The organism is Priestia sp. FSL H7-0729 (assembly GCF_038005685.1).
Classification (GTDB): Bacteria; Bacillota; Bacilli; order Paenibacillales; family Paenibacillaceae; genus Paenibacillus.
Window position 1 is genome coordinate 106,216 of the sequence record NZ_JBBOTQ010000014.1, and the last position, 25,280, is coordinate 131,495.

Here is a 25,280-nt window from a genome sequence, read left to right on the forward strand (position 1 = left end):
ATACAAGATTGTAGCAGGGTGTCATGACACTGCCGGACGTCTTAACGGATGGGTGATAACTTTTCCACCAGACCTGCGGGGTGAAGTTCATAGCCATTCTCCGTGTACGAGTCATAATATACCTTGCCGTTCCGATACACCATGAGATCCTCCAGATGGAAACCTCCCATCAGATTCAGCTTCTCTACACCACTGCTGCGTTCTTCGTACACCACACCCAGCTTGTAGATGCGTGACGTCTCTTCGGCATGCGCCGCGTAGTCCATAAATGCACTATGATGGTCACCAAAGAAATACTTCTCTTCATATCGATGTTCCTGCGTATAATCGAATACCCGTACCCGAACGACCGCCTGATCCTCCAATGTGTGGTACAACCTGCGGAACAAATCATCCCGGGTCAGTACGTCTTTGTCTCCGTAGGCAATCGTTACATTGGCGCGCTGCAACAGCTCTTCTTCAAATGGTAACCGCAACGGCTCCGCCGTAAGCAGCAACGAGTGACATACCTCCATCAGACGTTGCAGCAGACGGTCATCGCCTTCTGTGGCGAGACGGTTCATATCTCCCATGTAACGGTCCTCAAACCATACATCCCTTCCACGCTTAGCTTCCAGGTCGATGATTAGCTCTTCCGTCACTTTGCCGTAGTATTCCATCACGTTCTGGCCGATGTATTCATCTGCAGCGGCGATACTTTGAACAGCCGTTTCTCGCAGTGTACGTTCCAACGCTTCAAGGGCTGCTGTCACGTGGCGACTATACCGGTGAAGCTCTTCCATCTCCGTATCATAGATGCGCAGCAAATGTAATTCGTTTTCCAATCGCAGCAAGTCTACCTTGGGTACATACACTCGCTCCAGCATGCAGTCAATCAGATTGCGTACATTCTGTTTATCACGGAACAACGCTCGTTTGAACGACTGATCTTCCACTCGCTCTTGCTGACGTTGCTCCAGCAGAGCACGTGCCGATTCAAGCTGCATTGATTTATCCCGAATCAGTGCGAGCAGCGCTTCACGTACACTGCCAGGTTCACTGTCACTCCAGGCCGCCCACTGGAAGTAACCGACCTCTGGATGCTCCGCGCGGGATTGTTCAGCCTGACGACGCAGGGAACCACTAGAGCTACGCTCACACACACGTTCCTCCACAAGACGAACGACGTTATCGCGGAAGTACGCTTCAGCGCCTTGTCCGAATAACGCTTTCTCCGCTTCACGCAGCGAGAGCGGCTTGAGATCGGAGAAACCAACGTTATGTGTCATGATGCCACTCATGCCACTAACCAGATCTTCACCCGGCAGCAGGCCTTCGACTTTGCGTTCCACCGAGGCCACGTCTAGTCCGAAGAAAGCGAGCTTGTCCTTGATGCTCCAATCCGGCTCCTGCCGCATGCGTTCGAGCAGATACCGATACATGTGATATAACACCGCCAGTGCTATCGGCTTGTTCGGCCGCCTGATCTCGGCAAAACCCGCGCTTGCATAACCATGCTGATCAGAGGTGGTACGAATATTGTTTTTGAAGGATGTATTGTTGTACGTGTTCGCTCCCGTGCTTGAAATGGTACCCGAGTGATCCGTATCCTGCTTCCGGTTCTTCAACAGGCAGATCCGGCAGATGATCTCGGCATTTTCGATCCAGCCACCGGGAACGCCGGTTCCACGCTCATTTTTGTCGGACAACAGATATACCAGATCAAACAACGGGGACGCGTGATGTGTAACGGGAATGGAGATCCCATCCTCCGTCACCAACAGATTACCGCTGAACGTGTAGTCCAGCGACTGCATATAATCCAGCTCCCGTAGGAAAGCAAGGCCTGCTGCGCTGGCATATCCGAAGGAATCCACCTGTTCCATCTCGCTGACCAATACATGCAGATCCGTTTGCACCGACTTGAAGGCTTGGGACAAAATGATCTCTGTCAGCTTGGTGAGCTCTGGCAACAATACATTCAATGGATCATCGGCTCTGGTTACCACCGTAACGTAAATCCGATCAAATGACGAGTACAGCCGTCCATATTCGGCAATCCGGTTACTGACCCGCCGAAGCGTACGATTCAGGTCAAAGAGCGCCTGATCCGATTCGTGGAAACTCCGATGCACATCCTTACGCCGTGTTTTGGACGGTCGCTCCGTCTGACCAGCGGACAGAGGCAAGCGGTGACGAGTCACCTGCCCATCATCGGACGAGCCACTATTCCTCGTTTCACCCGAATCCGCTTCCTGATCTTCTGTCCCGATCTGAATGTAAACCACACCGTCTCCGTTATCCCATTTCAGCCGATTAATCTCCTGCACGGCAGTCACTGCAGGTGCAACCAGATCACCCACAAACAGGAACAGCGCCGGGTAATGGATACTGCTACGTCCATCACCCAGGCTGCCTTGACGCTCCTGCTCTATTGCATACTGCGCTGCATACTTCTCCAGATCACGCTTCAGGGTATTGTTCGAATGGAACTCCATCCCGGCCGCCACCCTTACTTCAGCCTTCTGCGAATGTCGTTCAGCTTGGACGACATCGTTCTGTAGAACTGATAGATGTCTTCACCGTTAGCCAGTTCTACCCGCTCGTATTCGAGACGATCACGCGATTCCATGAACAGTGCAGCCAGATCATCCAGCTTTGTCAGCAGTGGGGTGATATCCTCAGAAGCTGTAAGATCGTTATCGCGGCGGGACGCTTTGCGCAGCAATGTACTGCGATCCTTCTCCGCCAGACCGCGGAAGTTGCCAAACACTTCATACTCGGCAAAGTTACGGCTCTTCATCAGGTTCGCGAACGGCTCCCATGCGTCTTCTTCCGGGTCACGGTCGTAGACGTAGAGTGCACCTTTTTTGACGATGGTGTCAGTATATAACGCTTCGATGAAGCGGTCATACCATTGCTCCTCGTCCTGGTACTGGGCAAGAATGCCTTCGAGTTCGGCGACTTTGGCCGAGATGGCATTCATCTTCGCCAGTTCCTCACGTACGCGCGCGATCAGCTGCGGGGAGCGTACCAGGTTTTCTTTGGCCATATCTTCATTAATACTTCCGAAAATATCCTTAACGCCTACACGCGGCAACCCTTCCGATTGCAGACGTTTCAGCTCAATTACGGCCCGCTTCACTTCGCCGAGGTTCGGCGTGGTGGACGTCAGACGCATGTCGTAGGCTCCCAGTTTGGCAGACAAGTCAAACGCTTCTGTCGTCACAATCGCATACCGGTTGCTTGTATTCTCATCAATGGATTTGGCTGTCACAATGTTGTATCCGAGCGCCTGCTCGAATTCACTGCGCACACGGGCGTTATACTGCTTCACGCGGGCGTTCTCGTACACATCTCCCCATGATTTCTCCGGAATCGGAGACGGCAGATAGGTCCAGTTGTTTTTCTCCGTTTGCACCAAGTGACGACCAATGCCTTCTTTGTCCAAAATGGTACGTTCATAACTTTCCTCATATACCTTGAGCGGTGTATACACAAAGAGTGGTACGCCGTTGCGGGTATTCAGCCAGAAGATCCGATTGCGCACTTCACTTTCCTTGACGGTAAAATGAGACTTGCCCACCGCATTGTTCTGATAATTGCGAATCCCTTTCAGAATGCCCGGCGCCTGTGCCGGTACCGATACAAATCCCCATGAAGGGAAATGCAGACTGCCTGTACTGTTGCTCAGATTGAACACCGGAACGGCCTCATCATCCAGCTTGCCGGCAATGAAACGTTCCACGAATTTCTCGACTGACTCATCCTGACCGTATTTGATCACCAGGAAATCTTCCATGGAACGGGTAATCAGATCACCGAATTTCTCACTCAGGAAGTCGGAGATGGAGCTGACGATATCAATCTCGTTCTCTTTCACCCACTGGCTGGAGTTTTCCAGCAATTCACGGGAGAAGTCGCGGATCAGATCATCTGTATCACGCTTATCCAACAGCCCGTCCACCACACTGACGATATCCGGTACACTTACGACGTTCCAGTAATATGTTTTGTTGCCTTTGTGATCAGATTGTTCCTCGCCGCGTGTCAGCAGATCGCCGTTCTTCGCGAATATCGAGCTAAGGGCGTTCAGTGTTTCGGTAAATACGTTATAAATGCGGCTGTTTTCCTGGTTCAGCAACTCATACAGATCTTCATAGAACTCGATCATCTGATCGTTGCGTTCCACGTCAGCGTGCAGCCAGTACTCATGAATTTTTGCTTCAATATAAGCATTCTTTTTCTTCTCCTTGGAGACAAAAGCACTCTTCGCATCGCCCAGCTTCTCTTCGGACTGCTCCTGAGCCGCTTCAATATCACGCGGAATGCGGAAGGCATTCTCACGCAGGGTTTCGATGTAAGACTGAATCATCTTCAGTACACAGAAGCCTTTTTCCGTATAAATGAGACGGGAGACATAGAACGGACCTTGTTCGGGATGCAAAAACATACGCCGGATCTGTTCGGTGAACTGGCCCGCAATCTCACCCGGCAGCTGTTTCTTCGCCTTGATGTATTCTTCACGGGCACGCGCCAGGAAGTTCTGTTCCAGTTCGGTATCCATATTCACAACCTGTGATTTCACTACATTGCCATAGGATAAACGTTCGCTGTTCTGATAACCAGGCAGCGGCTCTGGTACGCGCGCTTCAAAGGACTTGACCACACTTTCGAGATCAATGCCCAGCTTGCGGGCAAACTTCTCGGTGTCCTCCTGGTTCGGTGCTTTGGAGAACATGGTATTCATTTTGTCGAACATGCGATACGCCAGATACGTGGTCATCTCTTCGATCGGCAGTACAGCCGAAGAGGCACCAATGATGTTGTAGTCATAGTTGGCCGGGTACACCTTGTTCATCTGTGCAATGTTGGTGCGAATGTTACTGATATAGTCATGGATGGCGAACTCCTCACCCGACTGCTTCTCCTCACTTGCCATGAAGTTGGTAATGTTCTCGGCCGTGACGTTCATGCAGTAATCGTAGGCGTTCTCCAGCAGTTTGCCTTCGGTATTCGTTGCAGAGATCAGATGACACAGGTTAAATGGCGGCAGTGGTGAGTTAACGGTTAAAATATTGCCGTACTTCTGCGTAAACCGCTCACCGCGGCTATCCACGTTCATCCAGTAATCTAGCTCTTTGAGCGCAGCATATCCATTCTTGCGAATGTATTCACGCGTGTGTTCGCTCAAGCTTTTGTTGGACAGGTTCACGTCTGGCGTGAACAGATAGCCAAGCGTATTCACGCGGTCAATTCCGGCAGAGCCGTGATCCCGTTCGATAATACCGCGCACGATATAGGAAATGTCGAGGAAACAGCCGCTGCCTGTACCGCCGGACAGACCTGTCAGCAGGAACACCATCAGTTTTTTGTTGGTGCCTACGGATAAGGTTTTGATTTTTTTGTCGATGGCCTGCACGACCTGATTAATCTTCGTGAACAGGAGCAGACGTCCAGCCTGACGCACACCTGCGGCGCCATTCATGCCGTCCGTGATGCTCAGTTCCGGAGACAGCCAGTCTGTAATGTACGGCTCCAGTACGCTGCGGTTTTGAAGCAGTCCGCCAATCTCGGCATTGGACAGCAATACGAATTCATTGATCGGATCGAGTCCGATCCCTTTATACTTTTTGGCGCGATCCTGTTCGTTTGTTTCAAAAGCCAGAAACTCCACATTGTCCGGCTTGTCCATTTTTTTCTTGGATACCGGGTCCTGTGGCAGCTTGAAACGACGGTTGATCTGATATTTAAGACGCAGCAGTGCGTCAATTCCCGTTCCTCCCAAACCGATAATCAGAATGGGGTTATCAATCGTATCGACCCGGATTTTCTCACTGACAATCCCTCCGCCAAGTGATACATCCAGTTGCTGAATATGTTCTCTAACAATCGGTTTCATTCCATGTCCTCCTTTGATTAACAAAGTTGGAACTACAACTTCATTACACATGCCACTCCGATGACAGAATAACCTTCCGATCGCTGTTATCCCCAGATTTTTTCGATTCACTTTTACAAAGTGAAAATCCGGGGATAAAGGCGAACGCTTCCGCTTCTTCACGTTATTTCTGTCCTCTGCGTTCTCGTGTAAACAGTTGGTCCCAAATTTTATTGGCATTCCTTTTAAACCAACAATCAATTTAAATCAAATAATCCTTCACACCAGATACTCAATTAAAATGGTCTTGTCCGCCTGTTGCAGCGGGATGCTCAGTCGGTCACCGTTCTTCAGTTCAACGCCTGAGCTTGCATCAACTGCACGACCGGATTTCTCCAGCGTACCGCCTGCGGTGTTACGGATGATAATTCGATCCCCATTGCTGGGCGTAAATACATATTTTTCAGTTTCCTTCAGTTCAGGGTCCAGCTGCAATAACTGATGCAGATGGAATCGGCCTCGGAAGGATACCAGCTTTTTATATTGTGGATAGGACTTGTCGCCCGTGTTTTCATCACGAATCTCAACGATCATCTGACCGACAAAGCCCCTGTTTTTGCGTTTCAGCCAACCCATCAGGAACCAGGCGCCAACACCAACCACAATCAGGGCTATAACACCCAGAATGACAGGTAACCAAGGAAACGGTTTGTCCTGTTCACCCCCTGGCGTGGTCGGTTGAGCACCGCTTCCGGTTGCTCCGCCTGCGTTAATCGTTATTGGCGCACTTTCACGGTAGAAGCTGTCTTCTTCCGCACGGATGACCAATTCATAGTTATGATTGTCCGGTACTTCAAACGTTCCGGCAAAACCGGAACCTGTATTGTCCAGGGGTTTTTCTTCACTCTTGCCTGTATCCACATCTTTCACGACCAGCGTGGCCTTCATATCTGCATACAGATCATTATCCTGAAGCGGTTGACCACCATTCTCCAGTTTGGCAGCAAGATCAACCTTGTCCCCTTTGTTATAGGACTTGGTCTTAATTGGGTCCACAACGAGCTGAAGATCATAGTTGAACAACAGGTTGATATCGATGCTATCTTTCGGAGCCCCTTTTACCCGAAGTTTCCAGTCTCCTTCTTGGGGTTTCAACAGCTTCACGAGTGAATAACTCTTCGACGTTGAGAGCTTGGCTGCATCCGAGTTCAGGTCCACGGCTTGTCCAGAAGGGTCTGTCAGTTGCACTTCCACCGGCTTCGAGGACATGATCGAGATGTTTGCTTCCAGCACACTGTCGTTTGGCACGTTCACGGTAACTTCCTGATAACTGCCGTTTCCCGTTACAGAGGGTAGCTTCACCACATTGAGTTTGGCATGGTCAGCGAAGATCTCACTCAGAATCTGTGGCAGATCATCCGGCGTATCGGTAATGAATGACTTGCCTCCAGTCTGCTTCGCGAGGTCTGCGAGTGCATCCTTGTTCAGCTTGCCATCCGCGTTCAGTCCAATCGTATACACCGGGATGCCCTGATCCTGTGCTTCCTTCACGGATTTCGCCAGATCAGCGTCGGATTGTGCCTGTGTACGGCCTTTGGTTTTGTTAAAGTCATTGTTGCCATCCGCCAGCAGCACGATCATTGGCGAGTGAGACGGGTCTGCACCATGATTGAGTATGTTGACGGCTTCGGCGACACCAACTGAGACATCGGTGTATGGCCCCCGGCCGAGCTGATCAATAAAGTCCTTCAGGCTGCTCTTGTCCGCATCGGACTGAATCGTAAGCATTGCCTTTTCCCGCTCCACCTGATCGGTATAAGCGACAATCCCTACCTTGTCCCCTTGGACGGGCAGCATATCAATAAACATTTTCATGGCTTCATTACTGATCTTGTCACGGTCACTTGTATTCATTGAGTTACTTACATCGGCTACAAGTACCGCATCGATTCCGCTTGTCTGTGCCTGAGCCGCTGCAGCGTGTGGCAGCAACGCCTGAGGTAGCAGTAGCGTTAGAATAGCGAGCAGAACCATCGTTCCGCTGAGCCAGCGTATTTTGCGTGTCCGCAGCATTAGGTGTACTCCTTCACGTTTGAGATTAAAATGGGAATAGTTTATTATAGGCGTCAAGCCTTAAGGAAATCTTAACAGTCTGCTAATAAATTCTGAAAAGCACCCCTATCTTGAGTTACAGTTTTGTAATGACTGACAAAAATCGACGATTTCATGCCTGTAAATGGCACAAAAGTACCAACTATGGAAATATGATATAGTTATTGCCAGCAAACTGCAATATAACAGCGCTTGTTCACCAAGCCATAGAAGGGAACGGATTATGGTTACATACGGATGCCTCGCCATATTGTTTCTTTTTGTCATCATAAAGGTAATTTCACTCCAGCTTCATCGGCGGAAGCCGGTCTCCCGCGAAGACACGGATCGTACCCTCTACACTATTCTGAATGGTGAGCGTGATTGAGCATGAGTACTAAACTAGTTGTATCCATAAGACCATTTCATCGAACGACATATGCCTATGAAAAATTGCAAGTCTGCTCTCGTTGTGGACAGTATACCTGCCTGTGGGAAGAGGAGTGCACGGCCTGTGGCCGGGGTACCCTGAACTCCGTTCAGACAAAGGCGACTTCCCGTGTGAAACGCCGGATTGCACGCGACTTGTTCATTACCCTATTGTTCGGTACAGCGGCCACCTATTTTGGTGAGACCATAGATCAGACCATGGCGGCAGCCAGCGTTTCCCTGCTGCTTCTGGCCTTACTTATCTTCATGCAAAAACGTTCATTCAAGGTAGAGCAGCAGCGCGAGTTGAAGCGCATGTTGCAACAGGATGAGGAACTCATCCGTCAGGGCATCAACCGCAACTGGGCTCTGGTCGCCGAAGCTCGCAAGCAGGATGAAGCACTAGCCTATGAGATGCTTCGCGAGATCGGCTCACTCGTCTACAATGACCGGATTCGACTGCAACAGGTTGCGCTATTACAATCCTTTGTCCTGCGCAGTGATATGGATTTGCAGCTCAAGCCCTTGCTGCTGCACAGCTTCGAGCGGCTGCTGGCTGAATATATTGGTGAGATTGCACGACTTAAGCCGGAATTGATCCGTGAAGACACGATTCGTTATATCGCAACCTATGAAGTGAACATTTTACAGCTCCACAATGGAATTCAGATTCTTACAGCCGTAGCTGCTGCTGCCGTGCGCAAGAGTAAATATATTGAGTTATTCCCTAGTCTTATTACCCGCTACGCCCGCTTTATGCCCAAGGATCGCTTCATGAGACTTTATCACACGATTGAACGCTATCCCAGCAAGGCACGAGGGGGATTGGCAGAGTCGGTAGGTCGGGTGTATAACGAGAAATATCGGGATCAATACGCAGATGTTCAGCTGTAGGGATAATATATTGAGAAAGAAAAACGTAGTTTAGTGCAAACTCATTCCCTGTATATAGACGAGTGCAGTTTCATCCACCCCTGCATGCACATCAGCACCGCAGATCGAAGGTTATGCTTCTAATGATATAAGAATTCAGCCAAAAACACCCCATCCTTAGGTCTAGGATGAGGTGTTTTGAATTTTATGGCAGTCTGTTAAGTGCTATGCGAAGTACATGGACAGAAAGAAAACCTAGATGGCGAATATCTAGATGGCATTTTTCATGGAATGAAGCAGGGTGTACAAACAGGCACTCGCAGACGATCAAAACAATAAGTGCAAAAGATCATCTGTCCTGTTGAAAAAGGGTCGCGACGTGGTTCCGTCGCGACCCTTGATCTGAGGGTTCGGTACATCTGTACCCGAACCCTCTCATATGTGCCATGCCAATCCCTGTGGCATGGCATGGTACCTGCGCAAGTGCGGCTATATCGCCGCTTGCGCCAAAGCTCTACCGTCCGCGACGAGAATCGCGACGGTCACCCTTCGCCGGTCCGCGTCCTGCGGATTCCGGACGGCGAGAGCCTTCGCTGCTGCGCCCGGAGGTGCGCTTGTCGGCGCTACGGCCAGCCCAGCCGCTGCTGCCTGCACCGCGACTGCTATCGCTGCTGCGTGCAGAACCACGACCTGCGCTGCGCTCATCCCCGCTGCGACCTGCACTGCGTCCGCCTTGGCCTGCTGCACCGCGACTGCTGTCGCTGCTGCGCGCAGAACCACGGCCTGCGCTGCGCTCATCCCCGCTGCGGCCACCACTACGTCCGCCACTGCGTCCACCTTCGCCACCGCGGGAACCACGCCCCCCACGTCCGCCATCTCTGCGATCGTTACGGCCTGCACCGCGACGGGCACTGCCCGTTCCGGAAGAGCGTCCGCCTCGTTCGTCATCTCCCTGACTGTTGATGGAACGTCTGGCTGCTCCAGTCGAAGCAATTGGGCCTTCGCTCGTCCACTGGATACGGGACAGCTTCTGGTCGATCCCTTGTTCAATACGTGCAAGTTCCGGTCTGTCGTGTTCTGTTGCAAACGTTACAGCAAGACCTGTACCGCCTGCACGGCCCGTACGACCAATCCGGTGGATATAACTTTCTGCATCATGTGGCATATCGTAGTTAAATACATGCGTTACACCTTCAACATCAAGTCCACGTGCAGCTACATCTGTAGCAACCAGCACTTGCAGTTTGGCATCACGGAACGCTTTCATTACGTTCTCACGCTTCGATTGGGACAGATCGCCATGAAGTTCATCACTTGCATAACCCGCTTCACGCAGGTCTTGGTTCAGCTTGGATGCACGACGCTTGGTCCGGCAAAAAATAATCGCCAAGTATGGGCGGTACGTATCAATCATGCCGCGAAGCGCTTCAAGCTTGCCGCGATCCGTACATTCCAGCACCTGCTGACGAATCTGTTTGATCGGGATAACGGATTGGGAGGATACTTTTACATCTTCCGGATCTTTCATGTAGGTCTTCGCCAGGTGGCGAATACCCTTAGGCATCGTTGCGGAGAACAGCATCGTTTGGCGTTTGTGTGGCAGCTCGCTAAGAATCGTCTCCACATCGTCCAGGAAGCCCATGTGCAACATTTGGTCGGCTTCATCCAGCACCAGTTTTTTCACATTATTAAGTTTTAACGTGCCACGGCGCAGATGGTCCAGAAGACGACCCGGTGTCCCAATAACGATCTGGGTACCGTTCTGCAATTTACGCAGTTGCTTGTCCACATCCTGCCCACCGTATACGGCAAGCACGTGCAGTTTATCGTCGTTTGCCGTGAGCTTCTTCGCTTCTTCCGTAATTTGCAGCGCAAGCTCACGCGTCGGCGCAATAATCAACGCTTGCGGGGAACGGTCGGATACATTAATTTTCTGAATAATCGGCAGCAAAAAAGCCAGCGTTTTCCCTGTGCCAGTCTGTGCCTCGGCGATAATATCGCGTCCACCCAGCAGTACCGGAATCGAACGCTCCTGTACCGGAGTCGGCACGGCGATGCCCTGATGTTTCAGGATCTCGCACCATTCCGGGCGAATGCCCAGTTGTTCAAAGTTTGCCAATCGTTACACCTCTGTATATTCATTTAGATAAGTCCATTTCATAATGACCTTAGTATCAGTATCTGCCATCAAGACTAGTTTTCCTTCGTTCAATCATGATTATGAAATGAATTTTTTAAAAAGCAATCCACTCGTTGCTCTTCTTCTCCATACCCTGTAGTTTACACGTTAGTCAAGCAAAACAAAAGGGGATACAGCGTTCCCCCCTAACTTGTAGCGTAAAATCCCGAGATCGGTGTGACTTGTATCAACCACTTGAGTTTGAGGATAATTGTGAGCTTAACTACAGAAGCCCTCTACGAAATGATGATGAGTGGACAACCCAGGCACCAGCTTGAAGTATGACTCTGACTCCGTTGTGAAGGTTATCCTAAAAATAGAAAGAAAAGGAAGAGATGTTGCGAAGTTTTCAGGAATTAAAACCCCATCTATACTTCTACTAAAACTCCCTCTACTACCACAACTATCGCTGTACACCCCAAATTCTCTAATAAAACAGCGACGCCTTCTCCCAACTTAGATTGGGGGAAAATTGCGCCGCTGATAAAAAACTTTTTATATTGTCTGTTATGAACCGTGCCCGCCAGCCGTTGCAAATCCACTCCGTTCGAGAATGCGAGTGCTCTCTTCATTCAACCCGCGCAGGTGAACGGTTTTGCCAAGCTTGGCGTACTTGAACTTCACTTTACCAATAGCCACAACCGCGGTGTTATCCCAGATATGGGAACCTCCGAAGTCAATCGTGATCTCCTTCGGATCTGCCTCTGCATCGAATTCATCCACGAAGCGGGACGAAGATCCGAAGAAGAACGGTCCGTGAACCCGATATACCTTCTGCCCTTGTTCCTGGCTCGCCTGTACGCGAATCTTGGTCTGTTTCCAGCCAAAATGCAGCACACTAAGCACAACACCTACCATAACCCCGATCGACAGATCGTGGGTATAGACCACAATTGCCACCGTCACAATCATGACAAAGGCTTCCGCCCGCGGCACGCGAGCAATATTTTTGATGGAACTCCAGTCGAATGTTCCGATACACACCATAAACATTACACCAACGAGCGCACCCATTGGTACCTGTTTCACCACACCACTAAACAGCAGCAACAGGATCGCGAGAAACGCACCCGCAGTAAATGTAGATAATCTTCCACGTCCGCCAGATTTCACATTAATGACCGACTGCCCGATCATCGCACATCCGCCCATGCCGCCAAACAAACCGTTCACAAAATTTGCAATACCCTGACCACGCACTTCACGGTTCTTGCTGCTCTTGGTCTCGGTCATCTCATCCACGATGGTTGCCGTCAGCAGGGATTCCAGCAAACCGACCAATGCCATGGTAAATGAATAAGGCAGCAGAATCATCAGCGTATCCCAAGTCCATGCAATATTCGGCAAGTGGAACATCGGCAGCGTACTCGTTATATTCCCCATGTCGCCGACCGTTCTTACGTCCAGATGAAACACCAGGGTAATAATCGTCATCACGATGATTGCAATCAGGGGAGCCGGAACACCTCTGAAGAACCGTGGCAAAATATAAACGATCGCCAGCGTGCCCGCCACCATCGCATACATAATCCAGTTCGCTCCCGTAAAGTGGGTTAATTGCGCCATAAAGATCAGAATCGCCAGTGCGTTCACGAAACCGGTTAATACCGAATGAGGCACAAACGTTATAAATCGCCCAACTTTAAAAATGCCTAGTAGAAACTGGATAATACCCGTCAATATCGTAGCCGCAAAAAGATATTCCACGCCATAATCCTTGACGAGTCCAACCATCAGTACCGCCATGGCACCTGTTGCCGCCGAGATCATGCCTGGTCTTCCACCTGCAATCGAGATCACAATCGCAATCGTAATCGAAGCGTACAACCCGACCATCGGATCGACACCCGCAATGATGGAGAAAGCAATGGCTTCCGGAATTAACGCCAGCGCTACCGTAATGCCTGCCAGCACGTCTCCGCGAATGTTGCCAAACCATTGTTGTTTTATAGTATTCATATGTTCTTTGCCGTTCCTCCTACGTGTATTCCTTATAATGGACAATCCTACTGAAGAGTACCGGAAGCCGTTCACACTAACCAACTACCCAGGACAGCACAAAACAACGGATTTCTCTCCGCATCATTCGCCTATGCTCTTGCCTGAGCTGCATCATTCTTCGCCATCCGTATAACCTTGACGGGTTAATGAGCGCTCACGTCGTTTCCGTTCCAGTGTGTACCGCTGGTGTTCCATTACTGCCTCAGTTGACTTACTCGTGCGACATCAGGAGCTGATCCTGATGCCAATAGGTTTTCCCCTCTCAGAAAAACCGGGTCCGTTAATGTACTGACCTATTATTATAGTCACAGTACTGGATATGTACTAATACAATTAAGGCGAAAAAACTGAACCTTATCTCCTATTATCTTAATCTTTCTATAATTTACTCACCCATGCTCTATTCAAAAACAAATAATCTCACTGCCGCAAAAGAGTAGCGACGTATCAAACGCATGTTTACGTCATCAAGCCCCATAGCAATTCATACTTCACTACCTCTTACTTAACCGGATGATCCGGATCTTTGGCGCTTCACATATTTCTGCATGGGTATCTAGGCTCTAGTTTCTGGTCTGCCTGCCTCTCCTGATCCAATACGGTAGTAGATAGAACATAGCGACAATGCCCGTGGCTATCAGACTGACCCAAATCGCATTTAGGGTTAGGGTCTGGGTCACCAGATAATATGCAAGAATCCCGGTTAAAAACGTTAGAACAAGGTTACTGACCATCTTTTTCAAAGTACCCACCCTTTCATCTCTATAGAGTTATGCAAAATAATACAAAAAACAACCCGCAAAGATCCTTTGATAAAAGTCTCTTTACGGGTCTTGTTGTTATGCTAAAATCTTCCCGATTTGAATATCGAATAGAGCAGGAAAGCCACCATTAATATCGCCACCAGGAAACCAATCTCAATGACCGGAATATCCCACAGCATCGTGGATTGATGACTGATCGAAGAACCAATGATCAAACCCACCATGATGATACAGAAGGCGAGCAGCACGATACTAAAGGACAGCCGATTACTAATCTGGTCCATTCTGCGCATGAGTGCATCGAGTTCAGGGACACTGATCTCCAGCCTCAGTTTGCCTTTGCTAATAATGGATGATAACTGTCTTAACTGCCCTGGCAAACCAATCACACTCTCGGCCATATCAGCCGCACTGCGGAACAACCGATTTTTGATTCTTCCGGCGCTAAAGCGTTCCTTGATCAGCTTACGGCCAAAAGGTTCGGCCATATCTACGATGCTCAGGGAAGGGTCGAGATGTTCAATGACACCCTCCATCGTCAGTAATGATTTACCAAGCAGCAGAATATCTGCCGGCATCACCACCCGGTGTCTCTGGGCTACGCCGAACAAGTCATTCAACGCCTGACCCACACTGATCTTGGAAAAGGGAATATCGTAATATTTGGTACGCAACTTGTCCAAATCCACATGAAGCCCTCGCAGATCCATATCATCTGGCATCATGCCAAGCTTCTCAATCGCCCGAATCATACTGTCCGTATCTTTGCGCATTAACCCAATAATAAGGGAAGCGAGCTGCTGCTTCATCTCATCACTTAGGCTACCCACCATGCCAAAGTCTATAAAAGCAAGACGTCCATCCTTCAATACCATCAGGTTGCCCGGATGTGGATCAGCATGGAAGAATCCCTGAATAAAGATCTGATTCAATAATGAATCCACTAGCCGCTCCGCTATGTTATTCAGATCATGGCCGCGTCTGACCAGTTCATCCCGCTCGTTGAGTTTGATGCCTTCGATATACTCCATTGTGAGCACACGGGACGACGTCTGATCCCAATAAATTGTCGGGATTTTGACCTTGTTGTCCTGTTGATATTGCTGTGCGATCTTTTCCGTATTGCGGCCTTCGACCGTATAATCCAGCTCAGCCATCAATGCCTGAGCGTATTCTTCTACCATTTGCGGAATCTGATATTGCTTCACCCAGTCCCAGCGCTTCTCTGCCATGGCTGTCAGTTCACGCAAAATATCCAGGTCACGCTGTACAATACGCGATATGCCTGGCCGCTGAATCTTGATGGCTACCGACTCACCGCTTCGAAGCTTGCCCAGATGCACCTGTCCAATGCTGGCCGCAGCTACAGGGGTATCCTCGAACCGGGAAAAGATCTCCTCCAGCGGTGTATCCAATTCCTGTTCCAAAATACCCCGTGCCGTCTCGGAAGAGAACGGCGGGACTTGGTCCTGCAACTTCACTAGCTCGCGAATGACAGACTCAGGCAATAGATCTGCCCTTGTGCTTGCGAGTTGCCCCAACTTAACGAAAGCTGGCCCCAGCTCCTGCAGCACAAGCCTGATGCGTTCACTCAACGTTTTGGTGGTGTGTGCTTCACGCGACATCCACCGTCTGGGCAGAGCCAGCAGCTGGAACAAGCCCAGCTCCTCGACCATATAACCGAAGCCATGACGCACGAGCGCCATGGCAATTTCACGGTATCTGCCGACATGTTTGATTCGCACTGCCATCTACTCGATCTCGTTTCCTTTGAGAGGAGGAGGAACTTCAAGTGGAGCCGGGGATTCATCAGGTTGAAGCTGTGGTGAGTGGCCCAGTTCGGCAAGCTTTTTCTCCAAGACGGCAACACGCTGTTCCAGACTGGTTACATCACTTTCGGATGCCACACCCGCTTCCTGAAGCACACGTTTGACCTGTTCCTGAATTACACGCTTGAACTGGCCTTGCTCTTCATCGCCCCGTTCCATCAGGCGTTCAACCAAAGCTTTGGATTCACCGGGAGCAAGTTCCCCGCGCTTGACCAAATCATCCACGGTTTTCTCAATTTTCTCTTTGCTTACGACGGTAAGACCAAGCCCTAACGAGATCGCCTTTTTGAACAAATCGCTCATTTTTGTCATCCTCCTCTTCGTTGATCTCTATATTATACCCCTTATACTCGACATGCAAAAAATGTCCGTCCGTTTAGACGTAACGTGCAGCCCATTTGCCTGCTTGCAGGAGTAATTTACGGTACGTTTCGTGTGCAAAAGACGGCACATGGTGACCCGGCATAAGATATACAATACGTCCAACACCATAACGATGCGCCCAAACCGCAGGCTTCGGTCCTTCTTCGGATTGGTATTCCAGCAATATCTTCGTTTCGGCAAAAGAGCCAAACTCGAACTGATACGCTTCTTCCTCCATCGTAAAACTGGTAATGCCCTCCGTCACTGGATGGTTTTCCTCCGTTACGGTGAATTCCAGTGGTGCATAAGCCGGATGATGCAGGAATTTGGCACCGATCATCTGTTTGAGCTCATAACGATTTTGGAGCGAAATTCCGTTATGTATAATGACCAGTCCACCTCCATTACTTACATAGGACAACAACCCTGCTGTCTGCTGTGGAGAGACTTTCCCCTTCCAATCGTCCATGTATGAGATACACACATCAAACCCGGTTATATTTTCTTGCAGCAGCATATTCCGGTTCTCACTGCACTGCACAGTCATAGTATCATGGAAAATTCGGCTAATCTCCGCATCTACACCCTGTAGCGGATGCCAATCCGGATGCGTATAATCGCCAAGTAGTAGTGCTTTTTTACGATGATCCATTCCTTCAATCTCCTTTCTTGTTCACCTTACTTATAAAACCAACTACCAGGGAAGTGTCTCTCCCTTGTAGTCTACATATGCGGGCTGATCTCCTTTAAATTGTTCATGGCGGTCGATAAGTACAGCGATATGCTGTGCAGATTGCTCGGGTGTGAGATCCGCCGAAGCATCCAATTCTCCCCGCATATAACTCTGTACCCAACCGGGATGCACAAGCATCACTTGTCCGCCTTCAACCTTCAGACCATTGTGCACAAGACGAGCTTGCATGTTCAAAGCAGCTTTGGACATACAATAGGCATACCACCCATCCCGACTGCATTGCTCGATGCTTCCAGCCTCAGAAGAGATATCAACAATCAGCTTGGTCTGCCCTTGAAGAAGGAGGGGTAACAGGGAATGAGTCACACGCAGTGTACCTAAGGTATTCACATTAAATACTTCAGCCATCTCCGCCATATTCAACGGCCCGCGGATATGATCCGTAATACTTCCTAGTATAGCCGCATTATTGATTAGCATATCCAAATGATTCGTATCCAGCTTCAATGTCTCCGTGAACAGAGCCACCGACAGATCGTCCGCGATATCCAATTCGATCGCGCGCAGGTGGTCCGGATATCCTTCTGCAAGCACACGAATTCCCTCGGAATCTTCCACATCCAGACCGGCCGCATACACGTAATACCCTCTCTTTAGCATCTGGGCCGTCAAAGCCAGTCCCAAACCCCGAGCGGCTCCAGTCACACATACGGTTCTCATCACCATAACCCTCCCTCGCATAATGATTCTGTCTTTAACTCATTCCACATATTCATCTGAAAACCTTTAATTTAAGTGCGGATCGCCAACTTCACGACCTTAGACTCATGAGGTAAAAGAAAGATTAGAGCCATTCTGCTTATTGAATTCAGCCATCTATTTGAACTGTCTAATCGCTGCTTTCACTCCTGAATATATCGCTCCTGCCGATAAGCCCGACAATGCTCCACCCATCTTCGAGCGGCTGCCGGGTAAGAGCCCAGATGAATGTGCGTATACCCCGCCACAATGTTACCTGCCGCATATCCCTCTTGCTTCAAGCCACGTAACCCCTTGGTCTCATACGCATATGGGATCGTCTCTCCATCACGATAGGTCATCGTGGAATAATGAAACTCATGCCCCCGAAGGACCTCACCCTTTTTCAGCAAAAAGGAATCCTGAACGCTACTCGCTTCACGGTAGCCAAGCGCAGCCCGCTTCTTCTGCATCTGCACCTGTGCGGGGATAATGCCCGCCATGTGGAAGGTGGCACCCTCACGGTCGGTCAACGTTTCTCCGAGCACCATGTAGCCCCCACACTCGGCAAATAATGGCATGTTGGATTGTGTTGCCTGACGAAGCCCTTCCAGAAACCCTTGGTTACCCGCAATATCTGCTGCGAATTCTTCAGGAAATCCGCCACCCAAATAGATGCCGTCCACATCCGTTGGAATGCCTTCGCCAGCGAGCGGACTGAAGTATTGTAATCGAGCCCCGGCCGCTTCGAGCAATTCCAGATTGTCGGGATAATAGAAATTAAATGCCGCATCACGCGCAACGGCAATGACAGGCTGTACCGCATATGATACATGTCGATGATTATCGTGGATTACTGAATTGGAAAGTGAATCGGAAACTGAGCCAGATTCAGCACTGGCTGAGTCTGTGTCGACTATAGTAGCCGAACTCCATTCCTCAGTATTCAAAGGTGAGGCGCTTGCTGCCAAATCTAGCAGAAGATCCAGATCGGTACCTTCCATTAACACATCGGCAGCCCGCTGAAATAATGGTTCCAGTTCACCGCGCTCAATGGCAGGCACCAGTCCCAGATGTCTCTCGGGTATGGACATGTCTTCGTCCCGCTTCAGCCAACCAACCACCGGAATGCCGCACATCTGCTCGATGGCTTTTTTCACAATGGTATAATGACCTGCACTTCCACAACGGTTGACGATCACGCCGACAATATTTAATGCAGGCTCCAACTGCTGAAAACCCAGTACAATCGCGGCCGCACTGCGAGCCATGCTGCGTACGTCCACAACCAGGATCACAGGGGTCTGCGTGACCATAGCAATCTCTGCCGTCGAGCCTGTATTGCTGAGCGGATCTTTGCCATCATAGAGGCCCATAACGCCTTCTATAATGGAGATATCATGTCCTGCCGATGCCTTCTCAAACGTATCTCTCACATACGTTGACGATGTCATCCATGCATCCAGATTACGTGACGGTCTGCCCGTAACGGCGGTATGATATGTCGGATCAATATAATCGGGGCCGCATTTGAACCCCTGTACACTCAAACCACGCTGGGCGAGTGCTTTCATCAGTCCCAAGGTAACTGTCGTTTTCCCTGCACCACTTCCGGTGCCTGCGATGATCAGTCGGGGCCTGGCATTACGATCTGCAATGGTCATTTTCAATTCCACCTTTTCTTGCGATATCGAATATCGAATCCTTCAGCTCCGCTGAGAACGTATAAATTCTATAATCCAAACAAAACCGCATCACATAGCGATGCGGTCAAGATTAATGCATAACCTTTATTCATGAAATGAATGTTTACACAATAACGGAGAGGGCAGAAATAACCTAAAGAAGCGGAGCCAAAAGCTTTCTGAAAGAAAGCTGCTTCGTAAGCATGCGCTTCGCCTTTATCACCGGATTTTACCCTTTGAAAAGGGAATCCAAAAAAACCGGGGATAACAGCGATCGGAAGGGTATCCTGTCATCGCAGTGCTATTGTGTAAAGTAGATTCACTTCATGCATATCTCTACTTAAATGAAACGCGTGCTACGGAGATCGTCAGATTACCGCTCTTTTTCTTCTCTAGCAGCCAATGATCGGCCCCAGAGGAGAGCAACGCCGCGGGTTCACTCACGCCATAGGCTCCGGTATATTTGAATACCGTCTCGGATGGATTGGCAAGCTTCACTGTATTCAGTTCCGCAGGGGTATAGGTCACCAGTTCCCAGCCGTATTTGGCGCAGAGGGCCAATAGGCCTTCTTCATCTTTTTTCAGATCAATCGTGGCAATGTTGCGCACGCTCTTCACGGAAAGGGATAACTCCTGCAAGGTAACAAGGACTTCCTGCTCCAATTCCTCGACAGATGTGCCGCGATTACATCCCATGCCGAGCACAAGGCTTTTCGGACGATACAATACGCCATTGGTGAGATAACGTTCCTCTTCTTCTGCCGAAAGCAGACGGTCGCTGACGACCAGCGCAGCGTTGAACGGGAATGATTCCGTTTCCTCCAGGCTGTTGAAGACACGGATATGATCCGGCACGGGTTTGTTATATCTCCACCAGTTTCGCTCCCCCGTCTCCTGAATGAGGGCGACAGGCTCTTCGTTCACCACAGCCGCACTAACAGGTGTCGCCTTGTCGAAGCTGTCTACGATCCAACCCAACTCCCGGCCAAACATGTCCACCGGAATGGTGCCTTGCACGTCTGAAGCTGTTGTGATGACGGCACGTGCGCCGAGTACCTCCGCGACCTGACGAGTTAACTCGTTCGCACCGCCGAGATGACCAGACAGCACACTGATCACATTTTCGCCGCGGTCATCAATGACCAGTACCGCGGGATCGACTTTTTTGTCCACCAGAATCGGAGCAATCATACGCACAACCGCACCCAAAGAGATGAATAGAATAATGCCGTTATATCGTTTGAACAAATCAGGTAAAATCAGCTTTACCGAGCCTTCGAACAACTGATAACCAAGCTGCTCCTCATCCCCGCGTTCAAACTTGCTCATATAAAATACGTCCGTGCCCTGGAACTGCCCTGCCAGATTACGCACCATCTCCACGCCATGTTTAGTGATGGCAACAGCTGCAAACGGATTACTCACCGGACTTCACTCCCTTACGGTAGCCATGAGTGAAGGATTTATCATACAGCTTGGAACGGTGGGCATCGCGGTTCACGAGATCCGGGTCAAGCGCCCAGCCTGCCAGAATCATCGCATGCATTGTGATGCCGGCGGCACGCAGATCCGCTGCCAGATTGGCAAGCGTGGTCCGTACAATCTTTTGATCAGGCCATGTTGCCCGCTGCACGACTGCCACAGGTGTATCTTCGCTCCAGCCTGCGGCGAGGAATTCAACGACGACTTTTTTCGCCAACGTTGCACTCAGGAAAAGCGCCACCGTACAGTGATGGGAGGCCAGATCACGCAGTTTCTCTCGTTCAGGTACAGGTGTACGACCTTCTGCTCGTGTCAGAATTACGGTCTGCGTCAGTTCTGGTACGGTCAATTCCGCCCCTAGCGCAGCTGCCGAAGCAAAGACCGAACTCACACCCGGAATGATCTCATATTCCACGCCCTGCTGTTTCAGCAGTACCATTTGTTCCAAAATTGCGCCGTACATCGCCGGATCACCTGTATGCACACGAGCTACGCTGCGACCCGCACGAGTCGCTTCACACATCAGCTCGACCTGACGTTCCAAGTCCATGCCAGAGCTTTGCAGCACTTCTGCTTCAGGCTTTGCGGTCGCAATCAGTTCATCATTCACGAGGGAATCCGTATACAGCACCAGATCCGCACTTCTCAAAATGTTCGAACCCTTCACCGTAATCAGTTCCGGGTCTCCCGGGCCTGCACCTACGATATAGACTTTTGCTTCCAATGTCTTCATTTGCTCACCACCATCAGGCTTAGATATTCCAGCTCCTGCCCTTTCAGTTCACGGGCATCGCGCCAGACCAGTTCATATGGAGAAGTGACTTTGGTAACAACCGAAGCTTTGCCGCCGAGTCCCATCTCATCCAGTAATTCAAGCATCGGGTCAAGCACCTTCGCCACTTTGATAAATACAATCGTATCGTGATGCTCAATCGCCTGCCTCATCGCTTCTTTATCTGCCGTAGCCGGAATAATGCCCACCTGTTCGTCTCCGTCTGCCAGATGCATATCCAGTGCTGCCGCTGCACCCAGTACAGAAGAGATGCCTGGAATCGAACTGATGGGCACTTCAGGATGCAACTCTCTCATTAACCGTGCCAAATGAATAAATGTGCTGTACAGGTTTGGGTCACCCTCGGTTACAAAGGCCACATCCTTGCCTTCCTTGAGCGCACCCCAGCATGCTTCAACGGTCTTGCCCCATTCGCGTTCAAGCACAACCGGGTCCTTGGTCATCGGGAAGATCAGGCCAAGCATCTCTTTCTCTTCCGGGTTCACATACAGTTCCACGATCTCATGGGCGTACGATTTACCGCCTTTGCGCTTTTTCGGGTAAGCAACCACGGGACATTCCCGGATCATCCGGTACGCCTTCACGGTAATCAGTTCCGGGTCTCCCGGCCCGACACCGACGCCATACAACGTACCGATGGCTTTGTGATCCGATGATTTATGTGCCAGTGGTTCTGCGGGAGTGCTTCCCCACGCTGTGTTTCCTGTTGTGCTTGCTGTTGTTATGCTAATGCTGCTCTCCCCCTTCTTCGTTCATTGAAGAATCACTCTGCTCCGTCTGCGGATTCCGTTTCTTCGGTTACTGTGTGTTGTCCTGTGATCACGTAAATCGGATTCAATCCGTCAAAACGGGTCATATTCAGGATCGGCTTGCTGCGCGCCGTCTGAAGCAACGTTACGGTGGCGTCCATGCCCGCTTCGCGCATCGCCTTCATGCTGTCATGCAGCGTCTCGATCGTCGCTGCATTCACAACGAGGCGTCCCTCGGGGCGCAGCCGGCACGCACACAGGGCGATCAGCTGGCCGAGTTCGCCGCCGCTGCCGCCAATGAACACCGCATCCGGATGCGGCAGTTCGTCCAGCCCCGCTGGAGCTTTGGCATGAAGGACGGTGAAATCTGTCCGGAATTTGATCCGGTTGGCCTCGATGTTCACGAGGTCACCTTCGTTCTTCTCGATGGCGAAGACCTGTCCCCGCGGCGCCAGCCGCGTGCACTCCACCGCCACCGAGCCTGAACCTGCGCCGATATCCCACACGATGCTGTCCTCGCCCAGTTTCAGCTCGGACAAGCTGAACGCGCGGACTTCACGCTTGGTGATGAGGCCCTTTTCGGGCTTGCGCTGATGGAATTCCTCATCTGCAAACCCGAAGCCTTTGCGCGGCGCTGGTGCATCCTTGCGGCGCAGCAAAATGACGACGTTGAGCGGGCTGCATTCTGCTGCCGCCAGCTCGTCCAGGGTGTAATGGCGGGCACGCTCGTCTGCCCCGCCCAGATTCTCGGCAACGTAGGCATCATACTCGGTCATGCCGAACTGTTGCAGATACGCCCCGATCGCAGCAGGGCTGTTGTGCTCGTCCGTGAGTAGCGCAACTTTGGCTTTGCCATCGATGCGCTGTGCGAGGCCTTTGAGCGGGCGTCCGTGCACGCTTTCGAGCACGGCATCGTGCCAGCTCTCGCCAAGCTGGGCAAATGCCAGCTGCAGCGAACTGAGATTAGGCCGGATCTCCAGTTGATCCGGGCCGATTTTGCGCGCCAAATACCCGGCGATGCCGTAGAACAGCGGGTCACCCGAGGCAAGCACAACGACGTTGTGTGTGGCCTGCAACGCTTTTATTTTCACAACGAGATCGCTTAAACCGCTCTTAATCGCTAACCGTTCACCTGCAAATGCGGGGAAGTACTCTAGCTGGCGCTCTCCGCCAACGAGTACATCTGCCTCCTGAATGAGATTCAGGCTATCTGTTGTCAATCCTGCTGCGCCTTCTTCACCCACACCGATAATGCGGATTTTACGATTCTTTGCTCCAGTTGCTGTCTTCGAGTTCACTGATTTCCGCCCTCCCCAGTTCCATTCCTTTCATCGTTACCAAGACCACTTCCACCGTCACGCCGCCTCCGGCATGTTCCAAACAGTGCCGACAGGCGTATGTACATAACTTTTCAAAATAGGGCAAGTATCCGGCTTCGGTCATCATATCTGCCACCTGAGTCGCCGTGTTGGCTTCCTCGATCGCTTGCGCCAGTTCGTCTCCGGCTCCGGTCTCGCGGGCCACGGACGCAAGAAATCCAAAATCCACCGGCGCACTCTTGGAGTGCACCATCATGACGCCTTGGGCCACTTTGGCAAATTTGCCTGGCATCCCGACCAGCGTGATTCGTTTCATGCCCAACCGTTTACCGTGTTTGATCGCAAAGCCGACGAAGTCACCCATCTGGATAAAAGCTTCCTCTGGCAGTTCCGGCATCATCTTCATGGCGTATTTCTCGCTACTGCCGCCCGTGGTCAGCACAATATGTTCACATCCGGATGCCTGAGCAACCGAGATGGCCTGCACCACACTGGCTCTGTAAGCAGAGGTGGAGAACGGAACAACCACGCCTCGTGTACCTAAAATGGAGATGCCACCCAGAATACCGAGCCGGGAATTCAATGTCTTCTTGGCCATCTCTTCGCCGTCCGGCACGCTGATCACAACCCGAACCCCTCTGGCTGTGCCGTGTTCAGCGAGCACCTGAGTGACCGCCTCGGTAATCATGCGGCGCGGAACGGGATTGATTGCCGCTTCGCCTACAGGCACTGGCAGTCCAGGCTTCGTGACTCGGCCTACGCCGATGCCCCCATCCAGCTCCATGCCCGGCTCATCCCGCCAGGATACATGTGCGATAATCTTCGCCCGATGTGTGGCGTCCGGGTCGTCCCCGGCGTCCTTGATGGTGGCACAGGTTGCTACGCCATCGGTCAGTTCCTGCTCGATCAGTTCGAACGAGTGGTCAAAGCCCGCGGGCAATGAAACCACGGCCTGTGCCGGCGTAACACCTGTTAACAGGAGCTGCGTCGCTCCCTTGGCAACGGCTGTGGCGCATGCTCCTGTGGTGAAGCCGGAACGCATTGGTTTGTCGGGGTCTGGTGTATTGCCGCCTTTCATGGGTTTTGAACCTCCCGTTCTTTAATTAGCTAGATGGCATTACGCTGCGTGCGTGGGGGGATGCTTTTAGCGCTTGGGTGGCCGCTACGGGTACGGATCGTTCTTATGATCGCTGTTGTCTCCAGATTTCCTTGATTCCCTTTTCCAAAGGGAGAATTCCCGAGACAAACGAGAGTGTATGCTTCCGAAGTAGCTTTCTTGCAGAAAGCTTTGAGCTCCGCTTCTTCAGAATCGATTCCGTCCCCTTCGCTGCTACCTGCTTCAGCATCCACCTGACACAGTGCGTAATACCACCTCTTGGGTTAAACAATGCCCCGAGGTTTATTTTGTGGTAACTGATCATTCCACGCCAG

17 protein-coding genes are annotated in these 25,280 nt (G+C 50.9%); 1 reads left to right on the forward strand and 16 read right to left on the reverse strand.

Annotated elements, in window-relative coordinates; translation table 11 throughout:
* Nucleotides 1–41: 41 nt before the first annotated feature.
* From MHH93_RS23795 to MHH93_RS23805, 3 genes are all read right to left on the reverse strand, one after another.
* Nucleotides 42–2,477, reverse strand: coding sequence for a transcription initiation factor TFIID (locus tag MHH93_RS23795; protein ID WP_500056037.1), 2,436 nt, complete (start codon nt 2,475–2,477; stop codon nt 42–44).
* A gap of 14 nt (nt 2,478–2,491) precedes the next feature.
* Nucleotides 2,492–5,881 carry a tubulin-like doman-containing protein gene (locus MHH93_RS23800; protein ID WP_339238349.1) on the reverse strand — a complete coding sequence of 1,130 codons (3,390 nt, stop codon included), beginning with the start codon at nt 5,879–5,881 and terminating at the stop codon, nt 2,492–2,494.
* Nucleotides 5,882–6,139: 258 nt separating this feature from the next.
* Nucleotides 6,140–7,933 (reverse strand): vWA domain-containing protein, encoded by a 1,794-nt coding sequence (locus MHH93_RS23805; RefSeq protein WP_500056038.1) that lies wholly within the window; start codon nt 7,931–7,933, stop codon nt 6,140–6,142.
* Nucleotides 7,934–8,341: 408 nt separating this feature from the next.
* On the opposite strand from MHH93_RS23805, the gene MHH93_RS23810 reads away from it, so the two are divergent.
* Nucleotides 8,342–9,274 (forward strand): hypothetical protein, encoded by a 933-nt coding sequence (locus MHH93_RS23810; RefSeq protein WP_500056039.1) that lies wholly within the window; start codon nt 8,342–8,344, stop codon nt 9,272–9,274.
* Nucleotides 9,275–9,767: 493 nt separating this feature from the next.
* Here MHH93_RS23810 and MHH93_RS23815 read toward each other — a convergent pair whose 3' ends face one another.
* From MHH93_RS23815 to MHH93_RS23875, 13 genes are all read right to left on the reverse strand, one after another.
* Complete coding sequence (locus MHH93_RS23815) at nt 9,768–11,372, reverse strand: DEAD/DEAH box helicase (RefSeq protein ID WP_500056040.1); 1,605 nt, start codon at nt 11,370–11,372, stop codon at nt 9,768–9,770.
* 567 nt (nt 11,373–11,939) lie between these two features.
* Entirely contained in the window at nt 11,940–13,391 is a 1,452-nt protein-coding gene (locus MHH93_RS23820) for a SulP family inorganic anion transporter (RefSeq protein ID WP_500056041.1), read from the reverse strand.
* A gap of 886 nt (nt 13,392–14,277) precedes the next feature.
* A complete protein-coding gene (locus tag MHH93_RS23825) occupies nt 14,278–15,948 on the reverse strand; it encodes an ABC1 kinase family protein (protein ID WP_500056042.1) in 1,671 nt (556 codons plus the stop codon).
* Nucleotides 15,949–16,329 carry a phasin family protein gene (locus MHH93_RS23830; protein ID WP_253441470.1) on the reverse strand — a complete coding sequence of 127 codons (381 nt, stop codon included), beginning with the start codon at nt 16,327–16,329 and terminating at the stop codon, nt 15,949–15,951.
* Nucleotides 16,330–16,402: 73 nt separating this feature from the next.
* Nucleotides 16,403–17,041, reverse strand: coding sequence for a ThuA domain-containing protein (locus tag MHH93_RS23835; protein ID WP_062836873.1), 639 nt, complete (start codon nt 17,039–17,041; stop codon nt 16,403–16,405).
* A gap of 42 nt (nt 17,042–17,083) precedes the next feature.
* Complete coding sequence (locus MHH93_RS23840; protein ID WP_500056043.1) at nt 17,084–17,803, reverse strand: SDR family oxidoreductase; 720 nt, start codon at nt 17,801–17,803, stop codon at nt 17,084–17,086.
* Nucleotides 17,804–17,985: 182 nt separating this feature from the next.
* On the reverse strand, nt 17,986–19,485 hold the full coding sequence (locus MHH93_RS23845) for a cobyrinic acid a,c-diamide synthase CobB (protein WP_500056044.1): 1,500 nt from the start codon (nt 19,483–19,485) through the stop codon (nt 17,986–17,988).
* Nucleotides 19,486–19,842: 357 nt separating this feature from the next.
* Nucleotides 19,843–20,931, reverse strand: a complete 1,089-nt coding sequence (locus MHH93_RS23850; protein ID WP_500056045.1) for a cobalt-precorrin 5A hydrolase — start codon at nt 20,929–20,931, stop codon at nt 19,843–19,845.
* Nucleotides 20,924–21,721 carry a precorrin-4 C(11)-methyltransferase gene (cobM, locus tag MHH93_RS23855; RefSeq protein WP_076332461.1) on the reverse strand — a complete coding sequence of 266 codons (798 nt, stop codon included), beginning with the start codon at nt 21,719–21,721 and terminating at the stop codon, nt 20,924–20,926. The genes MHH93_RS23850 and cobM overlap by 8 nt, the downstream gene beginning before the upstream one ends.
* The gene (gene cobI / locus MHH93_RS23860; protein WP_500056052.1) at nt 21,718–22,419 is read right to left on the reverse strand and encodes a precorrin-2 C(20)-methyltransferase; all 702 of its coding nucleotides are present in this window, start codon (nt 22,417–22,419) and stop codon (nt 21,718–21,720) included. The genes cobM and cobI overlap by 4 nt, the downstream gene beginning before the upstream one ends.
* Before the next feature lie 125 nt (nt 22,420–22,544).
* Nucleotides 22,545–23,828: a precorrin-6y C5,15-methyltransferase (decarboxylating) subunit CbiE gene (gene cbiE, locus MHH93_RS23865; RefSeq protein WP_500056046.1), complete on the reverse strand. Its 1,284-nt coding sequence runs from the start codon at nt 23,826–23,828 to the stop codon at nt 22,545–22,547.
* The gene (locus MHH93_RS23870) at nt 23,791–24,927 is read right to left on the reverse strand and encodes a cobalt-precorrin-5B (C(1))-methyltransferase (protein WP_500056047.1); all 1,137 of its coding nucleotides are present in this window, start codon (nt 24,925–24,927) and stop codon (nt 23,791–23,793) included. Before MHH93_RS23870 ends, cbiE begins: the two co-directional genes overlap by 38 nt.
* Nucleotides 24,928–25,030: 103 nt before the next feature.
* On the reverse strand, nt 25,031–25,280 hold a 250-nt coding region (locus MHH93_RS23875), incomplete at its 5' end, for a hypothetical protein (RefSeq protein ID WP_500056048.1).

Coding starts and splice junctions, on each gene's coding strand:
- MHH93_RS23795 (WP_500056037.1), bottom strand. CDS start 2,477: ATGGAGTTCCATTCGAACAATACCCTGAAGCGTGATCTGGAGAAGTAT.
- MHH93_RS23810 (WP_500056039.1), top strand. CDS start 8,342: ATGAGTACTAAACTAGTTGTATCCATAAGACCATTTCATCGAACGACA.
- MHH93_RS23835 (WP_062836873.1), bottom strand. CDS start 17,041: ATGGATCATCGTAAAAAAGCACTACTACTTGGCGATTATACGCATCCG.
- MHH93_RS23845 (WP_500056044.1), bottom strand. CDS start 19,485: ATGACCATTGCAGATCGTAATGCCAGGCCCCGACTGATCATCGCAGGC.
- MHH93_RS23870 (WP_500056047.1), bottom strand. CDS start 24,927: ATGAAAGGCGGCAATACACCAGACCCCGACAAACCAATGCGTTCCGGC.
- MHH93_RS23820 (WP_500056041.1), bottom strand. CDS start 13,391: ATGAATACTATAAAACAACAATGGTTTGGCAACATTCGCGGAGACGTG.
- MHH93_RS23805 (WP_500056038.1), bottom strand. CDS start 7,933: ATGCTGCGGACACGCAAAATACGCTGGCTCAGCGGAACGATGGTTCTG.
- MHH93_RS23825 (WP_500056042.1), bottom strand. CDS start 15,948: ATGGCAGTGCGAATCAAACATGTCGGCAGATACCGTGAAATTGCCATG.
- cobM (WP_076332461.1), bottom strand. CDS start 21,721: ATGAAGACATTGGAAGCAAAAGTCTATATCGTAGGTGCAGGCCCGGGA.
- MHH93_RS23840 (WP_500056043.1), bottom strand. CDS start 17,803: ATGAGAACCGTATGTGTGACTGGAGCCGCTCGGGGTTTGGGACTGGCT.
- MHH93_RS23800 (WP_339238349.1), bottom strand. CDS start 5,881: ATGAAACCGATTGTTAGAGAACATATTCAGCAACTGGATGTATCACTT.
- MHH93_RS23830 (WP_253441470.1), bottom strand. CDS start 16,329: ATGAGCGATTTGTTCAAAAAGGCGATCTCGTTAGGGCTTGGTCTTACC.